The sequence below is a fragment of the Mycobacterium fragae genome, assembly GCF_002102185.1.
Taxonomy (GTDB): Bacteria; Actinomycetota; Actinomycetes; order Mycobacteriales; family Mycobacteriaceae; genus Mycobacterium; species Mycobacterium fragae.
Map to the genome: position 1 here is coordinate 232,178 of NZ_LQOW01000005.1, position 17,261 is coordinate 249,438.

The 17,261-nt window shown below is 63.0% G+C and carries 17 protein-coding genes and 1 pseudogene; 14 read left to right on the forward strand and 4 right to left on the reverse strand.

The genetic code is table 11. From position 1 onward, the window contains the following. Positions 1-230: 230 nt before the first annotated feature. Positions 231-899 (reverse strand): hypothetical protein, encoded by a 669-nt coding sequence (locus AWC06_RS03890; RefSeq protein WP_085194540.1) that lies wholly within the window; start codon positions 897-899, stop codon positions 231-233. A 679-nt stretch (positions 900-1,578) separates the two neighbouring features. Here AWC06_RS03890 and AWC06_RS03895 point away from each other — a divergent pair. From AWC06_RS03895 to AWC06_RS03905, 3 genes are all read left to right on the forward strand, one after another. Further along, positions 1,579-2,592, forward strand: a complete 1,014-nt coding sequence (locus tag AWC06_RS03895; protein WP_085194542.1) for a sensor histidine kinase — start codon at positions 1,579-1,581, stop codon at positions 2,590-2,592. Further along, a complete protein-coding gene (locus tag AWC06_RS03900) occupies positions 2,592-3,248 on the forward strand; it encodes a response regulator transcription factor (protein ID WP_085194544.1) in 657 nt (218 codons plus the stop codon). The genes AWC06_RS03895 and AWC06_RS03900 overlap by 1 nt, the downstream gene beginning before the upstream one ends. 237 nt (positions 3,249-3,485) lie before the next feature. Beyond that, entirely contained in the window at positions 3,486-4,901 is a 1,416-nt protein-coding gene (locus tag AWC06_RS03905) for a chloride channel protein (protein ID WP_085194624.1), read from the forward strand. 93 nt (positions 4,902-4,994) lie between these two features. Here the strand turns inward: AWC06_RS03905 and AWC06_RS03910 are convergent, their stop codons facing one another. Further along, positions 4,995-5,480: a MarR family winged helix-turn-helix transcriptional regulator gene (locus AWC06_RS03910; protein ID WP_085194546.1), complete on the reverse strand. Its 486-nt coding sequence runs from the start codon at positions 5,478-5,480 to the stop codon at positions 4,995-4,997. A 183-nt stretch (positions 5,481-5,663) separates the two neighbouring features. Here AWC06_RS03910 and AWC06_RS03915 point away from each other — a divergent pair, with 183 nt between their 5' ends. From AWC06_RS03915 to AWC06_RS03925, 3 genes are read left to right on the forward strand one after another with little or no spacing between them, the layout of a single operon-like run. Then, complete coding sequence (locus tag AWC06_RS03915; RefSeq protein ID WP_085194625.1) at positions 5,664-6,485, forward strand: class I SAM-dependent methyltransferase; 822 nt, start codon at positions 5,664-5,666, stop codon at positions 6,483-6,485. After that, positions 6,482-7,903: an MFS transporter gene (locus AWC06_RS03920; protein ID WP_085194548.1), complete on the forward strand. Its 1,422-nt coding sequence runs from the start codon at positions 6,482-6,484 to the stop codon at positions 7,901-7,903. Before AWC06_RS03915 ends, AWC06_RS03920 begins: the two co-directional genes overlap by 4 nt. A 40-nt stretch (positions 7,904-7,943) precedes the next feature. Further along, entirely contained in the window at positions 7,944-9,128 is a 1,185-nt protein-coding gene (locus AWC06_RS03925) for an FAD-binding domain (protein ID WP_085194550.1), read from the forward strand. A gap of 100 nt (positions 9,129-9,228) precedes the next feature. Here the strand turns inward: AWC06_RS03925 and AWC06_RS03930 are convergent, their stop codons facing one another. Further along, positions 9,229-9,708, reverse strand: coding sequence for a MerR family transcriptional regulator (locus AWC06_RS03930; protein WP_227371151.1), 480 nt, complete (start codon positions 9,706-9,708; stop codon positions 9,229-9,231). Here AWC06_RS03930 and AWC06_RS03935 point away from each other — a divergent pair. The 3 genes from AWC06_RS03935 to AWC06_RS03945 all read left to right on the forward strand — a co-directional run bounded on the left by AWC06_RS03935 (position 9,701) and on the right by AWC06_RS03945 (position 11,004). Continuing rightward, a complete protein-coding gene (locus AWC06_RS03935; protein ID WP_085194551.1) occupies positions 9,701-10,036 on the forward strand; it encodes a hypothetical protein in 336 nt (111 codons plus the stop codon). The genes AWC06_RS03930 and AWC06_RS03935 overlap by 8 nt on opposite strands. Further along, positions 10,029-10,394: a SpoIIAA family protein gene (locus tag AWC06_RS03940; protein WP_085194553.1), complete on the forward strand. Its 366-nt coding sequence runs from the start codon at positions 10,029-10,031 to the stop codon at positions 10,392-10,394. The genes AWC06_RS03935 and AWC06_RS03940 overlap by 8 nt, the downstream gene beginning before the upstream one ends. Before the next feature lie 76 nt (positions 10,395-10,470). Continuing rightward, a complete protein-coding gene (locus tag AWC06_RS03945; RefSeq protein ID WP_169715284.1) occupies positions 10,471-11,004 on the forward strand; it encodes an SRPBCC family protein in 534 nt (177 codons plus the stop codon). Positions 11,005-11,227: 223 nt separating this feature from the next. Here AWC06_RS03945 and AWC06_RS03950 read toward each other — a convergent pair whose 3' ends face one another. Further along, entirely contained in the window at positions 11,228-12,349 is a 1,122-nt protein-coding gene (locus AWC06_RS03950; RefSeq protein ID WP_085194557.1) for a tellurite resistance/C4-dicarboxylate transporter family protein, read from the reverse strand. A gap of 1,393 nt (positions 12,350-13,742) precedes the next feature. Here AWC06_RS03950 and AWC06_RS03960 point away from each other — a divergent pair. From AWC06_RS03960 to AWC06_RS03980, 5 genes and pseudogenes are all read left to right on the forward strand, one after another. Then, positions 13,743-14,993, forward strand: a complete 1,251-nt coding sequence (locus AWC06_RS03960) for a PPE family protein (protein ID WP_085194560.1) — start codon at positions 13,743-13,745, stop codon at positions 14,991-14,993. 53 nt (positions 14,994-15,046) lie between these two features. Continuing rightward, complete coding sequence (locus tag AWC06_RS03965; RefSeq protein WP_085194562.1) at positions 15,047-15,325, forward strand: hypothetical protein; 279 nt, start codon at positions 15,047-15,049, stop codon at positions 15,323-15,325. A gap of 9 nt (positions 15,326-15,334) precedes the next feature. Further along, positions 15,335-16,717 (forward strand): PPE family protein, encoded by a 1,383-nt coding sequence (locus tag AWC06_RS03970; protein ID WP_085194564.1) that lies wholly within the window; start codon positions 15,335-15,337, stop codon positions 16,715-16,717. A gap of 18 nt (positions 16,718-16,735) precedes the next feature. After that, entirely contained in the window at positions 16,736-17,035 is a 300-nt protein-coding gene (locus AWC06_RS03975) for a PE family protein (RefSeq protein WP_085194566.1), read from the forward strand. Positions 17,036-17,163: 128 nt separating this feature from the next. Then, a pseudogene (locus AWC06_RS03980) lies at positions 17,164-17,261 on the forward strand (WXG100 family type VII secretion target); the annotation flags it as partial.

The window sequence follows — 17,261 nt, forward strand, 5'->3', positions numbered from 1 at the left end:
TTGTCGCGGTTGCGTTGTGCGCCTCAGCAGAGGGTGGTGACGGTGTTGGTCCACCGGGCGTCGACTTCGTCGACGGGTTCGGTTCTGCTGTCGAGGGCCGAAATGTGCAGCGTGCGTTACGGGCCCGAGGTCGGGAGGCGACGAAATCATCGGAGTTGTCGACGACCTATTTGCAGTACGCCGGCGTCGATAACCTGGATGATGATGCCTGTGTCCAGGCTGAGGCCTCTTTATGCGGGTACCTCTCTGCGTTGCGTGGCGCGGTCGAGCGGCACCAGGTTGATGTCCTCGGACTGTCCGACCCGAGTCAGATGACGCCACGAGTCGATCGCGTGCCGGGTGAGCCGCACGGCGCGGGTGGCCGCGGTGCTACCGGCCCCCAGAGCGTGGGCGCGAAGGACGTTGCCAGTGACGGCGTCTAGCCGTGCCGAGTGGGCGGTGGCCCCGATCGCGGTCGACTGGTAAGCGGCGCGGACGGCATAAAGCCCCGCCGCGTTTAGCGTCGGGCTGTATGCGCGAGCGGCGGCGCGTCCGGCGCGGTCGGCGCTGTACCACGCGGTGATAGGCGGCGTGTCGCCTGCTGCGACCATGCGGTGCAAGTCGGCGATATCGAAAGTTATTTTGATAGCAATGTTTTTGGCGTATTCGACAACGCCCCATATGGGACTGGTCAGCAGTTCGGCCACCCACGCGTGGACTACAGCACGGGAAGCATCTGCCGTCCCCATGGTCTGCCAGCCGAGTTCGAGCACCAGCAGGCTGTCGTCGGATGACAGGTAGCCGTCCTGCCCGGCTAACAAGTCGTTGCACCACTGAACAAATGCGGCCAGAGGGCGGGCCGAGCACGACGGAAAATCGGTGATCTCCGCATCGCCGTTGATATATGAGATGACATTCATGGCACACCCCCGGTCAGATCCTGGCCGATGCGAGCCTTTGGCCACCCTCAACGGGTGAGTAATGCGGTCCAGGTCCATTTGGTTTGTGTCCGTAGTAATTGCGGACGTCACTGCCACTTCACGCGTCCGATCGGTATCGCTCGACCCTCCTGCGCACATAACGCAAGTCTCGGTCGCCAACCGGCCAATCACTATCGCGTCTGACACCCATTTGCGAGGGGATGGAACCCGTATAGACGAACCGCGGCCACCCGAATCAGGCTGATGGTATGAGGTGCCGGGGCTCCTGCGGATTCATGGCACGATCCGCTGAAAACAGTGTTGCCCAAACATCCCCGCTGGCCGGCAAATAGTCAGAATGCTGGGAGGCGGATCCGCCCGGGGCGGCTCCTCCTGCGGCGGCCATGGATCCGTCACGTAGGCAGCGCGCTGCATGTCGTCCGCGCGGGCTTGTCCAAGCAGGTCGGTACCGCCAACGATGCCCGTGATCACCAGCGCACTGGCGACGCCGATAACTGCCCGTTGCGCTAATTTCCTCATTGTTTCGTAAATGTTTCATCCTTGTTACGCACACCAGTCTCGATGGTCGACAGGCCGATCGGTATCGCGTCTGACACCCATTTGCGAGGGGATCGGACCTGTATGGACAAACCGCTGCAACCCGGATCAGGCTGGTGGTATGAAGCGCTGGGCAGCCGTCATGGACGAGCTGCGGCGACGAACGAGAATCCCGGCAGGCGGCCTGTTCCGGTGGGTCGTTTTGATCAACGGTCTGATCTTTACCCTCGGCACGTTGGTCCTCGTCATGTCGCCGGCGACCGTGTCGAAGCCCATCAAGCTGGCGGAGATCCCGGTACTCGGGATCGGATTAGCGGTGATGCTGACCGCCAACGCGCTACTGCTGCGGTCGAAGCTCGCCCCCCTGGATCGACTCGCCGCGTCAATGCGGCGGGTCGATCCGCCGCGGCGCAGCGACCGCATGCATGACCGAGGTGATCGCGATCTACATCAACTCATCACGTCCTTCAACGCCATGCTGGACCGGCTCGAATCAGAACGGACTTCCGCGAGCGCGGCGGCGCTGGCCGCGCAGGAGAACGAGCGTGAACGGATCGCTCGGGAGTTGCACGACGAGATCGGCCAAACCCTCACCGTCGCGCTGCTCAACCTCAAGCGAGCCATTGACCGCGCGCCCTCTGGGCTACTCAGCGACCTCGAGAACACCCAGGAAACCGTGCGCGCCAGCCTCGATGAGGTGCGTGGCATCGCCCGCAGGCTACGGCCGGATGCGCTTGAAGACCTTGGGTTGCCGAGCGCGCTGCATGCGCTATGCAATGAGTTCGCCCAAGCGAGTGGCATCGGTGTCGTCAAACACATTGCCCCGCAAGCGGACCGGCTCAAGCCCGATGTTGAATTGGTCTGCTATCGCATCGCCCAGGAGAGCTTGACCAACGTCGCCCGCCATTCCAGCGCCCACAAAGCCTGGTTGGACTTCCATGCCACCCCGGAAAAACTCACGCTGCGGATCGCCGACAACGGCAGGGGCGGAGCGATCTCCGAGGGCGCAGGGATCAGCGGTATGCGTGAGCGCGCTCTGCTGGTGAATGCCACCCTGACGATCAGCTCGCCGAGCAACGAGGGGACCGAAGTCAGACTTGTCGTGCCGCTAGGATCGATCGCTCGGAGCCAGTGATGGTGTCGCAGCCGGCGCGTATCCTCCTTGCCGACGATCATGCGCTCGTGCGAAGCGGCCTAAGAATGATCCTGGACGCCGAGCCCGACCTATGTGTAGTTGCCGAGGCCGCCGATGGGGGCGAGGCTCTCGCGGCCCTCGATGGCATCCCGGTAGACCTGGCCGTCCTCGACATCGCGATGCCGCGGATGACCGGGCTGCAGGCTGCACGAGAGATCAATCGCAGGCATCCCCATGTGCGGACGCTGATCCTGTCGATGTACGACAGCGAGCAGTACCTCTTCGAAGCGCTCAGGGTCGGTGCGTCCGGTTACGTTCTCAAATCCGTGGCCGACCGCGACCTCATCGAGGCTTGCCGGGCGACCTTGCGCGGTGAACCTTTTCTGTATGCCGGGGCGGTGACCGCGCTGATCCGGGAATATCTGCGCCGGGTGCAGCAAGGAGAGGCGTTGCCCGACACCATTTTGACGCCACGCGAGGAGGAGGTGGTGAAACTAATCGCCGAGGGTTACTCAGCCCGAGAAATCGCGAATACTCTTGGCATCAGTGCCAAGACGGTGGACCGGCACCGGACAAACACCCTGCAGAAGTTAGGTCTGCGTGACCGCTTGGCACTAACCCGGTACGCGATCAGAACCGGCCTGATCGAACCCTGACGACCGCCAACATGGCGACGAGATTGACCTCAATTGTGAAGCAGTTTCGGCCCATTCGGAATGGCAGCCCTACTCCCTACGCATAGTCGGGCCACTCGCATGCTGGGCAGCGAGCACATCAACCATTTGTCCGCAATGGAGCAATCGCTGAAACTGCTTAGCCAGTCGGTGGCGTTGCCGCGACCTGACGCATCGAGCGAGCGACGTCTTTGGGTCGGCACTGCTAGCGTCGCGGGCATGCCGGAGGCGGATGACACCGACCGCGGCGGCGGCCCATTCGGCCGCTTCGTGGGCAATCTCGAATATCTGTACAAATGGCTCTTGCTCGGCGTCATGGTCGGTGTCATCGCCGGCCTCGGCGCGGTCGCCTTCTACATGGCGCTGAAGTACACCGGTGAATTTCTGTTGGGCTATTTGGCCGGTTACCACGTTCCCACCCCCCTCGTGGACGGCGGCAGTGCTGGGTCGGCTAGCTACGTGAGGCCCTGGGCGATTCCGTTGGTGACGACGGCGGGTGCGCTGGCGTCGGCGTTGATCGTGGCCGGGTTTGCCCCTGAAGCGACGGGCCACGGGACAGATAGTGCGATCGAAGCTGTGCACAGCGATCCGCGCCATATCCGGGGACGGGTTGTTTTGGTGAAGATGGTCGCCAGTGCGCTAACCATCGGCTCGGGCGGGTCGGGTGGTCGTGAAGGTCCGACCGCTCAAATTTCGGCCGGCTTCGCGTCACTGCTGACCCGACGGCTCGGCCTGTCCGACGCGGATGGCCGGATCCTGGTGTCGCTGGGCGTCGGCGCGGGCATCGGCGCCATTTTCGGCGCGCCGCTCGGCGGTGCCGTCCTGGCGGCCGGGATCGTCTATCGTGACGACTTCGAGTACGGCACGCTCTATCCCGGTTTCATCACCTCCGCAACGGCTTATGCCGTGTTTGGCTCGTTTCTGGGCTTCGCCCCGATGTTCGGTTACATCGACGCCGAATACCGCTTCGAAAGCGCCTGGCCGCTGCTGTGGTTCGTCGTACTGGGTCTTGTCGCGGCAGCTGTCGGCTACCTGTATGCCCGTTTCTTCTACGCGACCGTGACGCTGACCGCTCGACTCCCCGGCGGCGCGGTGCTCAAACCCACTATCGGCGGGCTGCTGGTTGGCCTGTTGGCCTTGGCGATTCCACAGATCCTCAGCAGTGGCTACGGCTGGGTGCAGCTGGCCAGCAGCAAGGAGACGCTGATGGCGATTCCGCTGTGGATCGTGCTGGTCCTTCCGATCGCCAAAATCGTCGCCACATCGCTGTCGATCGGCACCGGCGGCTCGGGGGGAATCTTCGGGCCCGGAATTGTGATCGGGGCATTCGTGGGAGCGGCGATCTGGCGGCTGGGCGAGTTGTTCCACCTTCCGGGAGTGCCCGACGGTCCGGGCATCTTTGTGGTGGTCGGGATGATGGCGTGTTTCGGCAGCGTCTCCCACGCACCGCTAGCACTTTTGATCATGGTGGCCGAGATGACCGGGTCGTTCTCCGTGGTGCCCGGAGCAATCATCGCAGTCGGGATTGCGTCATTGCTGATGTATCACACCAAAGTGTCGATCTACCATGCGCAGCGCCTCAACCGCGAAACCGCCAGGGCCGAGCGGCTACGGGCCGCTGCCACCGAACATTGATCCAATGCAGGCCGATTAGCCTATCCCCGACGACCCACGAAATCGCTTGAGCCTTGGGCTGTTTCGCAATCCCGCGACGCATGAGCTCTTGGCTCAGGTGTCGATGTCCTCGAGGTTTGCGGCGGGTTCGCCGCCAGCGGCGGTAAACGCTGTGAGAGCGCGTACCAGCCCGCGGCGTTCCGGTGGTGGCATCTTTTCCACGATGCTGGCTATCTGAACGCGCCGGTGCGCTGTGACCTGTTGCACCACTTGACGCCCGCGATTAGTGAGTGCGGCCAGAAGCTCGCGCCGCGACGTCGGATGCGGCAGCCGGTCGATGAGTCCGGCGCCGACGAGCCGGTCAACCATGCGCCCAGTGGCCGACGGTTGCACCCCGAGCAGTCCGGCCAGGGTGGCCAGGTTCATCGGACCGCGGTTGGACAAGATCACCAGGGTTCGAAACTGCGGAATCGTGATGGTCTCGTCGACTTCAGCGATCGAGTGCGCCGAGATAGCCACCAGCAAGCGGGAGGCGGTCAGCAGCGCGTCGGTGATGGCATCGAGAGACTCATCGGTTGCCGTGGCGGGTTCGGTAGGCATCGGCGCTCCCCTTGTCCGAGCCGGTCGGCGGTGTCAGTGGCGGCCTGAACATCGTAGCAGACCTCAATTATAATAGACATCAATTATTGCCTACTGCTACTATCGTCCGCATCAGCTTTTGATGCGCCCCGCCGACAACGACGTCGCAGCTCGCAGCGCTTTCTCCTAACTGAGGAGGTCGTGATGACCATCGATACCCCTACCGGCAGACCAGCGCTGGTGACCACTGCCCAAGCCGTGTGGGCGCTGGGCGACTACGCGTTGATGGCCGAGGATGTGATGGCTCCGCTGGGCCCGGTGCTCGTGGAGGCCACCGGCATCGGCCCAGGTGATCGCGTGCTCGACGTCGCCGCAGGTTCGGGCAACATCTCAATCCCGGCTGCCAAGACCGGTGCCAGCGTTGTCTCCAGCGACCTCACCCCCGAACTGCTATTGCGCTCTCAGGCCCGGGCTGCACAACACGGCGTGACGCTGCAGTGGTGTGAAGCGAATGCCGAACTTCTGCCGTTCGCGGACGGCGAGTTCGACATCGTGATCTCCGCAATCGGTGTGATGTTCGCGCCACACCATCAACGTGCGGCCGACGAACTGGTCCGCGTCTGTCGCTCAGGTGGCACCATCGGCGTGCTCAGTTGGACCTACGAGGGATTCTTCGGCCAGATGCTCAACACCATCCGACCGTATCGGCCCACCCTGGCGCCCGGGGTGCCGCCAGCGTCACTGTGGGGACGCGAAGACTACGCCGTGGGGTTGCTCGGCGACCGCGTCAGCGAGGTCACTACCCGGCGCGGCATGTTGACCGTCGACCGCTTCGCCAGCGCGCAGGCTGTGCACGACTATTTCAAAACTCATTACGGCCCAACGATCAACGCCTATCGCACCATCGGCAACAAGCCCGTGCTGGCCGCTACTCTCGACGCCCAACTCGTCGAACTCGCCGAGCAATACATTCACAACGGCGTCATGCAATGGGAGTACCTACTCGTTACCGCACAACGACGATGAGCCGCACCCTGAGAACATCCTCCGGGCATCGCATCCCCAACTGGGATCCCGAAGATGCGGCCACATGGGAGCTCGGCAATAAGGCCATCGCCCGTCGCAATCTGCTCTGGATCGTCGCGTGCGACCACGTCGCCTTCGGCATTTGGACGCTCTGGCCGGTTATGGCGTTGTTCATGCCCCACAGCGCCTACGGCTTTTCGGCGGCCGACAAATTCTTGCTCGGCGCCACCGCCACCTTCGTCGCGGCCTGCCTGCGCATCCCATATTCCTTGGGAATCGCGCACTTTGGCGGCCGGAACTGGACGGTATTTTCAATACTGATACTGCTGATCCCCACCGTCGGCGCGATCCTCATGCTGGCTCATCCGGGCCTGCCGCTGTGGCCATATCTGGTCTGTGCCGCGCTCACCGGCTGCGGCGGCGCCAACTACGCCGCGTCGATGACCAACACCAACTCCTTCTACCCGCATCGGCTCAAGGGCTCGGCCCTGGGATTCAACGCTGGAGCCGGCAATCTCGGGGTACCGGCAATCCAGCTGGTTGGGCTGCTTGTGATCGCTATTGCAGGCCACCGTCAACCCTATTGGGTGTGCGGGCTTTATCTCGTGCTACTGACCGTCGTCGCGTTCGGGGCCGCGTACTTCATGGACAACCTGGAACATCCGACACGGGTGGGCCACTTAAGCGCAATCCTCTCCCAGCGTGACACTTGGCTGCTGGCGTTGCTTTACCTTGGCACGTTCGGGTCGTGGATCGGATTCTCGTTCGCGTTTGGCCTTGTGCTGCAAGTGAACTTCGAATCCGCCGGGCAGACTCACGCCCAAGCGGCATTGCATGCCGCCGAGTTCGCATTCATCGGGCCGGCGTTGGGATCGCTGGCCCGAATTTATGGCGGCAGGCTCGCCGACCGTGTCGGCGGCAGTCGCGTCGCCTTGGCGGTGTTCGCCGCCATGGGGGTGGCCACCGCCCTTCTTGTCGGCATCAGCACCCTCGACGACCACACCCCGGGGCCGACGACGATAACGGCCGTGGGCTACATCGGCGGCTTCATGGTGCTTTTCGTGCTGTCTGGCTTCGGCAACGGTGCTGTCTACAAGATGATTCCGTCGGTCTTCGACGCGCGCAGCCATCTACTGAACGTCAGCGAGGCCGAACGTCGTCATTGGTCGGAAGCCACCTCGGGGGCGGTGATCGGGTTCGTCGCGGCATTCGGCGCACTCGGCGGGGTTGGAATCAACCTGGCGTTGCGTCAGTCCTACCTCATCACTGGCACGGACACGCCCGCGTATTGGATCTTCTTGGCGTTCTACGTCATCGCCGCCATCGTGACGTGGACGAGGTACGTGCGTCGACCCCCGGCAGCGCTTACCGAGGAGCACGAAGCACTCGCGCGGAAACGAGTTTCACAGCGGGTTTGAGTGCAGCCGCAAAATTCGTGTCCGGGTAATGGAGAGGAATATGAAGGTTGCAATTAGCGGTGCCGGAATCGCCGGACCTACGTTGGCCTATTGGCTGCGGCGCAGTGGCCACGAACCGACGTTGATCGAGAAAGCCCCCCAGCTTCGGACCGGAGGTTACCTGATCGATTTCTGGGGAGCGGGTTATGCGGTCGCGGAGCGGATGGGTTTAGCTCCTGCCCTGCAGGATGCAGGGTATGCGGTTCAGGAAGTGCGTCTGATCAATCGCAGCGGCCGCAAGGTGGGCGGGTTCCCGGTTGCGAGCTTCCGGCGCAGTTTCAGCGGTCGGTTTACCAGTTTGCGGCGTGGTGATCTCGCGGCACTGATCTATGGGGCCATCGACGGCCACGTAGAGACCGTTTTCAACGACAGTATCGCCGATATCGAGCAAGACGGTAGCGGCGCGCAGGTCACTTTCGAGCACGGACAATGCCGTCGCTTCGATTTGGTGATCGGCGCTGGCGGCATCCATTCGCCGGTACGTGCTCTGGTTTTCGGTCCGAACGCGAAATTCCAGACCGACATCGGCTACCGGGTCGCGGCGTTCGAGGCCCAGGGCTACCGACCGCGCGATGAGCTCGTCTATGTGGCCTACACCGAGCCCGGGCACATGGTGGCAAGGTTTGCGCTGCGAGATGACCGGACACTGTTTCTGCTCGTCTACGCCGACGATGACGAATGCAGCGCAGACCCGAAAGATCTCGACGACACCAAAGTTGTTCTGCGCCAAGCGTTCGACGGCGTCGGGTGGGAATGCCCACAAATCATGTCACAACTGGATCAAGCCGACGACGTGTACTTCGATCGGGTCAGTCAGATCACCATGGACTGTTGGTCGAAGGGCCGCGTTGCGTTGATCGGCGACGCTGCCTGCTGTGTGTCACTGTTAGCCGGTGAGGGCACCGGGCTTGCGATGCTGCAGGCCTACGTGCTTGCCGGCGAGCTCAATGCAGCCCGCGGCGACCACCGCGTGGCGTTTCAGCGCTACGAGCAACTGTTGCGACCACTGATCGCGGGCAAGCAGCGCTCCGCTCGGAACTTCGCATCTACGTTCGCGCCCAAGACATCGCTTGGGCTTTGGACACGTAACCAGGCAAGCAAACTACTGGTTGTCCCCCCGCTTGCTGACTGGATCATCCAGCGTGAGTTCCGCGACGACATAGAACTACCGGACTATGCGATGTAAGGCAGTGATTCGCCGCCGCCCCGTCATACAGCAATCCGGCGGAGAAGTGTCGCTTCGTCGCCAGAAGAGTATCAAGTGGCTTTGGCATTCATCCCGTTCTTTACGGTGCCGGTTCTGCGAGTGCGTCGAGCACGACGCAGTCAGCGGCCGACCCGCTGCAGCAGGAAGCTTCGGCAGCTTCGATAAGACGGGCGATGTGGTGCTCGAGGATACGCAGCTCTCGTATCTTCTCGCGCACTGCTGCGAGATGCGCCACGCCCAGGTCTCGCGCCTCGGCGCAGGAGCATTCGCTGTCGCACGTCAACGCCGCAAGTATTCGTACCTGCTCGATCGGGAAGCCGAAGTCGCGGCAGCGCCGGATAAACGTCAGCCGCCGCACATCATCTTCGCCATAACGGCGCTGGCCGCCGGCCCGCGGCGGGCTGGGGAGAAGGCCGATTGCCTCGTAGTAGCGGATCGTAGGCGCGGTGGTTCCGGTTGCTTGCGCCAGCTGGCCGATCCTAAGGCTCATGACCAAATTTTCTCGCCATCCTTCTTGAACCTCAAGCAGCTTGAAGCGCAATGGTGAAGGAATGTCCAAGAAAACGGAATCCTCGCCGATCGCATGCACGCTCGTCGGGGCCGAATACAACGACCGGTTGGGCTGGATCAAACGGCTCAACGAGGAGGCCCTGTGCGACTACCGGCGCGACGGCTCCCGCATCGAACTCTCATATCATTGGTCAGCGGCCGCTCAGGTACGGGAGTTCGTCCGACGGGAGCAGCAATGCTGCCCATTTCTTGATTTCACCATTTGCGAGCAAAACAAGGCGATCATCGTCATCGTCACGGCGCCCGAGGGCGTCGGCGCAAACGACCAGGAGTTGTTCGGGCCCTATACCGCAGCCGGAGACCGCCAAAGTGATTGAGTTACTGGAGGAAAGTAGCGGCAACATCTTAGGTATTCGGGCAACAGGGAAGTTGAGCGGAGCGGACTATCGCGAAGTGCTTGCCCCGCGGATCGAACTGTTACTCAAGCAGTTTCGCAAGCTTCGCGTCGTGTTCGTGATGGACAGCGCCTTTGCGGGTTGGAGCGTCGGGGCCGCATGGGCCAACAGCGTCCTGGACTTCCGGCATAGGCGGGATTTCGAAAAGATAGCAATGGTCGGCGCCCCCAAGTGGGAGGAATTCTGCGTGAAAGCAGTTGCAGCACTGCTGATAAACGGTGAGTTGCGGACGTTTCGCCGCGACGAACTTGGCCACGCGTGGGAGTGGCTGCAGCAATGAACGCGCCCCAATGAGGGCAATCTTGGCGGCAGGTTGCCAGGCGGCCAGACCACACCTGAGACAAGCAGCTGAAAGGATGATGCAAAACGTGGCGTTCAAATTCACCGAAGACATCCTGATCAATGCACCTCACAACGTGGTCTGGCAGCAACTGCGCGACGTCGAAAACTGGTGGCCCGCATCGAACCCCGAACACATCAACCTGGAGCCGCTCAACGACCGAGACGTAACCTCTGCGGGGGCTCGCTTCCGGATCCGCGAGCGTATCGGCGGTATACCTGGGGAAGCGGTCGGTGAGATCACCGACGTAAAACCCGATAGGGCGGTCACGTGGGACGCCACGGCACGGTACCGCTGGCTTGGCGTACCCCTCACGGTCGGCGAGGGTGTGACATGGCGTGTGGAGCCGCAGGACTCGTCGACGGCGCGGGTAAGCGCTGAGGTCTGGGCGAACTTCCCTCGCCACCTGCTCGGCCAGGTCATGGAGTTCTGCTTCACCCGTCTACTTAACGGGATTAAAAAAGATCGCGAACACGCCCGAACCGAACTGCGATATCTGAAGCTTATCCTCGAACGCGACGGAGTAGAAGGTGACGGGCCCACAAGCTAGCGGTAGCCGTCACATTGTGCAGCGCGCTCAAATTGCGTACGCGGCATTTCGGACCTCCGGTCATTCGAGACATGATCGGACGAGCGACCGGCATCTTGATGGAACGTTTTGGACATCGATGCCCCGGCAGACTTCCATGGTTTTGGTAGCGCTGGCGGAGGAATCACTGAGGCAGTCTGCGTCGCCTTCGCTGGCGTCCTCGGCAACCGCGTTAGGCACAGGGCTACTCTTGCCCCGAACCCAGACGTCGCACACGGTCGCCGCCGGATGCATCGGCCGGCCCACGCTCCGGCGAGCGTCCACCTGGCTCAGTAGACGAGTGCCGCGGCTCGTGCGTGCCGTCTGTGGTGATCGCGTTGACCGCCCGGGGTATTCGCAGCACAGCAGAGACGGCCACGATCACCCAGGCCATCAGTGCGTTCCAAAAGCCAACTAGCGCAACGGTTTGCAGCGGTTGCGTGTGGAGTTCGGTGGCTATCGCGTAGGTGGCGGCGGAGTACATCCCCAGCGGGAACACCAATGTCCACCACGCGCCGGTAAAGTCCAAAATCTTCGGTCGCTGTTCTATGCGGTGCAGGCTGAAGTACATCAGAAGCGGTATCCACGCGCTCGCCAGTGCCCAGAGCACTACCGTGACCACACGCATCGTCCCAGTTAGTCCGTTCTGGGCCTGCTCCGCGATGTAGTGGCCAGCAACGACCGCGATCGAGAGTGAGCCCATCAATATCCAGGCGTCCGGTTCAAATCCGTCGCGGTCGAGTCTTTCGGCGACGGCACGCCACACCATCAGCGACGTCAACATCACGTAGAGAGCCAATGCCAAGCCCCAGAACGCCAACGCGGCTATCAGCCAGCGGCGCTGACCCATGTTATTGGTCAACTTGGCGGCTACGATCGCCAATCCTGACGTGGCCACACTAACGAGGAGCCATGCACCGTGAGCTTGACTTCGCAGTTCGGCTAAGCGGCGCCCCCAGAGGTTGCGCAAACTCAGCACCAGCAATATCAGCCAGGCCAATGCAGCAGTCGCGCCGAGTATCGGCACCGCCATTGGATAGGACGAGGATAGGCGGTTGGCCAGCACCGCACAGCTGGCGACAAACGTGAATAGGGGCAGGGTGACCTCAGCATCTGTCATGGACCACGGCACGACCCGGCCCTTGGCGGCGGCGACGATGACCGTCGCGGCAACGAGAACCACGAGAGCTAGGGCAGTGAAAAGGCTGAGGGAGGCGCTGAGCCAGGTGTAGTGGTGGTTGCGTGCCGCAACGGACAAGATTCCAGTGGCCATCACTACCGCGAACACATCCGGCGACAATTTGCTTTTGTTTAGCTGGACAGTCACCGCGAACCTGCCGGTTCTACGCCCAGTTTGCCCATTCCGGCGCGCTCACGTCGGCAGCTCGCCACGCATGCTTTCCGCAAGCGCGACAGCAAGACCGTGAATGGCGAGCATCGCTTCCGGCCCGAAGATCGAGGAGCCGCCCGCAGTTCCTGACTGAGGTTGAAACGCAGTCCACGCTTTGCCCGATTTCTGGAATGGATGCGGCTCGCATACCCGCAGTGCTCGCCGTTGAACCGTCGCTCATGGTGCATCGTTCCCTGTGCTGGCATCCGCTTGGGATCGGCTATCGACGACCTGACCCGCGAGTTCAGCCCGATCGGATGAGCGCAGGGGCCGATACCCCGTAGCGCCAGCCAGATGCACGGACGCTGGCAGCCGTAGTCACAGACGCGGTCTAGAGCGGAGCTTGCAAAATTCGACGGCCGGGGATACCCGGGCCCGCACTCCTCACGGGCGCACGGTCAACCGCCGCGATGTGACGACCGACCCGCGTTCTTGAGTACTGCGTCGGTTGGGGATGGACCGGTTTATCGGGGCCGGTCAGCGGGTATGTCACCCGCCTCAATGCTCTGCGGGGGTACCGGGAGAGCGAGGAGGTGGGCAATGTGCGGCGTGATAGGCGAAGTTCGGCGCGCAAGAGCGCCGGGATATGGCTGCCGATACCTGGCACGAATGGCGCCGCCCGCCGTAGCCCGGAATCGCCTCGGCATTGAGGCGTATCTGCAACGCCGACGACATCGGCAATGGCGCAGTCGCGGCTCGTAGCGTTCGGTGGCGTCTGCGGCTCGCGGAAAGCAACCGATCACCCGATGATGCGTGTGCCGATCGGTAAACAGTTCGATAGCGGTTTGGGCGCCGCGGGATGCATCTTCTACCCCGGCGTTCGTGTCGCAACGGTGCGACAAATCACCACCAGCAGCGTCACTTAACGGAATCGTAATCAGTCGGTAGGGCGATTTCGCAGAGGCCGCTGGTGCGCAACCGACGCAAAAAGTACGTCAAGAACGGTCCTAGCGCCGTGCTGTCTACAACGCCGGAGGTAACAACGACAAGCTGATTCAAAAGGCTCACAGGGCAGCGTATGCAGATGTTGCAACTGTACTCAGCCGAGGAGCGCCATCTTCGGCTGAAGTGTCAAGGCCATTAATAATAGTAGCCCTTAGTGGACGACATCTATTGGCGTCGAACGGGTTTGCCATCCGTCGCACATCGGTGACGACGCTGGATCTGCTGCGCCCAAGGGATGGTCGCAACCTGCAATTTGCTCCAAACATATTGAATGCAAAGGATATTCACGATATAGTCGCGCCGTGGCACTGATCAGTGAGCTGTATCCTGTTGGCGTCCAAGCGCTGTCACCAATCGCATGCCTTCCCCCTAAGGGGGTTTGTTGATGGATTTCGGTTTGTTCCCGCCAGAGATTAACTCCGGTCGGATGTATGCGGGCCCTGGGCCGGGGCCGATGCTCGCTGCCGCGGCGGCCTGGGATGTGCTGGCCGCCGAATTACAGTTGACGGTGGCGTCATACGGATCGGTGATCTCAGGATTGACCGCTGGCTGGCAGGGTCCGTCGTCGGTGGCGATGGCAGCCGCGGCCGCACCGTATGCGGCGTGGATGACTGCCACCGCAGCCCAGGCCGAGCAAACCGCTAACCAGGCCAGAATGGCGGCGGCGGCTTATGAGACGGCGTTCGCCGCCACCGTGCCCCCGCCTGTGATAGCGGCGAACCGTGCCCAGTTGATGGCGTTAGTCGCGACAAACTTTTTCGGTCAGAACACTTCGGCAATCATGGCCACGGAGGCCCAGTACGCGGAGATGTGGGCCCAGGATGCCGCCGCGATGTATGGCTATGCCGGCTCGTCGGCGACCGCCTCGCAGGTGACGCCGTTCAGTCCGGCACCGCAGACAACGAATCCGGCGGGCGCGGCAAGCCAATCCGCCGCAGTCGCCCAGGCCACCGGCACGGCGGCCGCTACGCATGCACAGACGGTGCCCCAGCTGATGTCGACGACACCGCAGGCACTGCAAAGCCTCGCGGCGCCCAGTGGGACGACAGCGCCCGCTGCGGCCGCGGCTGATCCGCCGTCGCCGCTGTCGTCCCTGCTCTCACTCGACCAGTTCCTCACTGGCCCGTTAGGGCCGACCTCGTTGTACGGCATTGGCGGCAGCCCGTATCTCTTAGGCGTAGAAAATTATCTGGTGCCCCAAAACGGGGCGAACCTGACCAGCGCGGCCCACAGGCTCGAAAGGGACCGGTTGAAGTCGGGGCTGGGCCCCGGCCTTGGTTTGGAGACGCGTGTGGTGGGCTCAGCGGGCGGGAACGGGATATCGGCGGGCATGGGCCGCGCCGGCTTGGTCGGAAACCTCTCGGTGCCGCAAAGTTGGACCGTCGGCGCCCAGCCGGTGCGGCCGGTCGCCGTCGCATTGCCGCAAACCGCTCTGTCTACCGCCCCCGCGGCGCTCGCAGCAGACGGTCAGGGGAGCCTATTCAGCAATATGGCCTTGTCCAGTTTGGCGGGACGTGCCATGGCCGGTACCGGTGGTACCGCTGCCCGGTCCCTCAGCGTAGGCGGGGCCGGAACCGGGGGGCCGGCCACCACGGCCACCATCATCGTGATACCCGCCGACGACGCGAAGGAATAGCCGCCGTTGCAGCGCGTTACCGGCCCCGCCCTGAAATTTTGGAGACACGTCCGATGACCTTCAACCACCAGATCGACTTCAACCCCGCCGCCACAGGCTCGGCGGCCACGGTGTTGAAGGCCGGACGTCTGGTGATCGTACCCAAACCGTTGTCGCTCAGGCGTTTGCCGACAGTGCCGGATCAACAACAGCGATGCATTTGTACGACGGGCGCAACTTTCGCTGCCCACGACATGAGGTGGACACGTGTCTGTGGTGAGGACACAGCCGGAAATGTTGGCGGCGGCGACCAGGTGTGCACCGAGGCCGCTGACACGATTGCGAACGGCTAAGGGGCAGTGATGGATTTTGGAGCATTGCCGCCGGAGATCAACTCCGGCCGCATGTACATCGGTCCCGGGTCCGGGTCGATGATGGCGGCGGCTTCGGCGTGGGATGAGCTGGCCGCCGAGCTGCATTCGACCGCGGCCTCCTACTTCTCGGTGATCTCGGGGCTGACCGCTGAGTGGCAAGGCCCGTCGTCGGCGACCATGTCGGCTGCGGCCGCGCCGTATGCGGCGTGGATGAGTGCCACCGCCGCGCAGGCCGAGCAGGCCGCCGCCCAAGCCAGGGCGGCAGCGGCTGCCTATGAGACCGCGTTTGCGGCAATGGTGCCTCCGCCGGTGATCACGGCTAACCGCAGCCAGCTGGCGTCGCTGGTGGCGACCAACATTTTTGGCCAGAACACGCCGGCGATCGCGGCGACCGAAGCTCAGTACGGGGATATGTGGGCCCAAGACGCCGCAGCGATGTACGGCTACGGCGGCTCCTCGGCGACCGCATCGCAGATGACGCCGTTCACCCCGCCGCCGCAGACCACCAACCCGGGCGGAGTCGGCGGCCAGGCCGCTGCGGTTGCCCAAGCCACCGGGACGTCCGCAGGCACGAACGCACAATCGACGTTGCCGCAGCTGATGTCGGCGACATCGCAAGGGCTGCAAAGTCTCGCAACGCCCGCGGCAGCTGATCCGCCGCCGTCATTGACGAGTTTGCTGACCAGCCTGAATTCATCGCCGTTGGCGCTGGCCGCCGGGAATATCGAGTTTGTCACCAAAGGTATCCGCCCAGCTAACGACGCATTGCTCAGCACTAGCTTGGGCTTGGTCGCAGCCGCACGGACTATCAACGACAGGGCCGTCGAACTAGAGGGGCCGCTGTTCGCGGAGCTTGGTTCGGGCACGCGAGTGTTGGGGGCAGCGGGACTGGCGGCGCGCGGGTCGACGGTATCGGCGAGCGTCGGCAGCGCGGGCCTGGTGGGGGCGTTGTCGGTGCCGCCGAGCTGGGCCGCAGCCACTCCGACGATCAGGTTGGCCGCCACCGTGTTGCAGAGCACCAGCGCGGCTGCCGCCCCCGCGGTCACGGGAAGCCTCTATGGTCAGATGGCCCTGGCAAGTTTGGCCGGAAGCGCTCTGGGCGGCGGTGTTCCCCGCGCGACAGCCGGAATCGCCGCCCGAGGGGTAGGCCGCCCCTCGTCGGACAAGGACAGCGAGACGCCGGAGAACCTCAAGCATGTCCTGGCGGAAATGTCGCAGAACCCGGACTCGGTGCAGCACTGGGAGACCAATGAGGCTGAACTTGACGGGCTCATCGCCCAGCTGTCGAAAAAACCGGGCATCCATGCCGTGCACCTGTCTTCCGGCGACAACACGAAGACCTCAACGCCACGGAAGGCTCGGTGGGGATAACTAGAAAGGAGAAGCCAAATGTCGTTCGTGACAACACAACCGGAGGTGCTCACGGCAGCAGCCTCCAGTCTGCAGGCCATCGGGTCGACCATGGCCGCTCACAACGCGGCGGCAGCAGCACCGACGACAGGCGTGGTTCCCGCCGCTGCCGACGAAGTGTCGGCGCTTACGGCAGCACAGTTTGCCGCGCACGCCCAGATGTATCAGGCGATCAGCGCCCAGGCGGTCGCGATTCACGAGATGTTCGTGAACACCCTAGCCACCAGCGCCGGCTCGTATGCAGCCACTGAGGTTGCCAATGCAATTGCTACCAGCTAGGTGGCGTTAGTGCGGTACCCGACTCAGCCGTAGCGCGTTGGACCGCGACACATTTCGAAGGAGCCCCTCACATGCTCAATCCGCAAAACGGTTGATATCGAATGATTTGAGATAAAGGAGACATTCAGGTGACCACGCGTTTTATGACGGACCCGCACGAGATGCGGGCGATGGCGGGCCGTTTTGATGTGCACGCCCAGACGGTGGAGGACGAGGCCCGCAAGAT